General features: G+C 72.4%; 3 protein-coding genes. 1 reads left to right on the forward strand and 2 read right to left on the reverse strand.

Going from position 1 to position 1,765, the window contains the following annotated elements; translation table 11 throughout:
- On the reverse strand, positions 1–258 hold a 258-nt coding region (locus I53_RS10045; RefSeq protein WP_051044761.1), incomplete at its 3' end, for a hypothetical protein.
- 421 nt (positions 259–679) lie between these two features.
- Between I53_RS10045 and pcaD the strand changes: the two genes are divergently transcribed.
- A complete protein-coding gene (pcaD, locus tag I53_RS10050; RefSeq protein ID WP_043349939.1) occupies positions 680–1,477 on the forward strand; it encodes a 3-oxoadipate enol-lactonase in 798 nt (265 codons plus the stop codon).
- Positions 1,478–1,550: 73 nt separating this feature from the next.
- Here the strand turns inward: pcaD and I53_RS33845 are convergent.
- On the reverse strand, positions 1,551–1,765 hold a 215-nt coding region (locus I53_RS33845; RefSeq protein WP_043349942.1), incomplete at its 5' end, for a hypothetical protein.

Consider the following 1,765-nt stretch of genomic DNA (forward strand, 5'->3'; position numbering starts at 1 on the left):
GAACGGACCATCGGACGGCCCGATCTGGCTGCGGTCGCCGAGAAGCCGCCGCCCCGAGGCGATGATCTGGACCGTCTCGCGGCTGCCGCATTGCCGCCGTGCCAGGGCTTCCAGGTCGCGCAGGTAGTCGATCACCGGACCCCGCTGCCGGTCGCCCCGGCCGATCACCGGCTCGACCTTGGCGGTCACAAGCCCGGCCACCGTGTCCCAGAACTCCGCCGGTCGGATCGCGGCATCGCCAGTCGAAGGGTCGTGCATCGCTCGTCTCCTCCTGCCTCGCGGCGCTCGTTGTCGGACGTTTCCCCCGCCGGTGCATTGACCCATGTTGAAGGCAGCACCCCGATCCGTGCCGGCGCCGGGGGGCTCGCGGCATCGTCATCCGCGCCCGGGCGGATCCGGTGGGCCGCGTCCGGTGCGACGCCCATAACGGATCGTGCCGCCGCGCAATTGTTTCGCATGGACGACAGGGAGACCGTATCCCGTGGAGGCTGTGCCAGCTTATGACCGACCCGCCGCCGCGCCCGCGGCGCAGACCGGCTCGTCCGCCCCCGTGACGCCCCCCGTGACGCTCCCGCGCCGGCACAGGCCCCCGCGCGTCGGCGCCGACATCGCTTGGGCGTGACATCTGCGAAGATCTCGCGCGAAGGCCCTCGCGAAGACCTTGGATGGAGACAACCGCATGCCGCAGATCACAGTCGGAGGGATCGGGTTCCGCTACCTCCTCGAGGGGCCGGAAGGCGCTCCCGCCGTCGCATTCTCGAACTCGCTGGGTGCGACCCTGGAGATGTGGGACGCGCTGGTGCCGGCCCTGACCGGGCGCTACCGCACCTTGCGCTACGACACGCGCGGCCACGGCGGCTCGGAAACCCGGGATCAGCCCATCACGGTGACGGATCTGGCCGGTGACCTCGCGGGGCTGCTCGACGCCCTCGGAATCGGCAGGGCCCATCTGGTGGGCCTCTCCCTCGGCGGCATGACCGTGCAGGCCCTCGCGAGCGCCGAGCCCGAACGCGCGCTCAGCGCCACCCTGATGGCGACGGCGGCCCACATGCCGAGCCCGCAGAGCTGGGAGGAGCGCGCCGCGACCGTTCGCGCCCAGGGACTGGCGGCCGTGGTCGAGGCGACGCTCGGGCGCTGGTTCACGCCCGGCTTCGCGCAGCGCGATCCTGCGGCGATCCAGGCGATCCGTGAACGCTTCGTCGCCTGCGATCCGGCGGGCTACGCGGTGTGCTGCGGAGCGATCGGGTGCATGGATCTCCGGCCGGCGCTCTCCGCGATCACCGCGCCGACCCTGGTGATCGCCGGGCGCGACGACCCTTCGACACCCCCGGCCATGGCCGAGGAAATCTGCGCCAGCATCGCCCAGGCCGAACTCCTCGTCCTGCCCCACGCCGCCCATCTGCTGGCCGTCGAGCGCGCCGAGGCCGTCGGAGGCTATCTGCGGGCCTTCCTCGACCGTGCGTCCCGGGACACCTAGGCGGCCCTCCGGGCCGCTCCGGTCGATGATGGCGGGCAGCGCCGCATCGACCGGTTGCCGCGGGAATCCCGTTTCAGTGACAGGATAGGCCGGCTTCCGCGGGCGACATCCCCCGCGCCAGCCGACGCCCGGTATGCAGCAGGGCCTGTCGGATGAGGGTCACGGTCGTCGGATCACCGTCCTGAACCGCCAGACGATAGGCGACGATCAGCGTGTCGCCGATCTCGCCGAGCAGGTCCGCGGCGCCCGCATCGGCGGCCTGCCCGTCCCCTTCGGGCGCCAGGGCGG

Source organism: Methylobacterium sp. B1, from assembly GCF_000333255.1.
In the GTDB taxonomy this organism is placed as follows: Bacteria; Pseudomonadota; Alphaproteobacteria; order Rhizobiales; family Beijerinckiaceae; genus Methylobacterium; species Methylobacterium fujisawaense.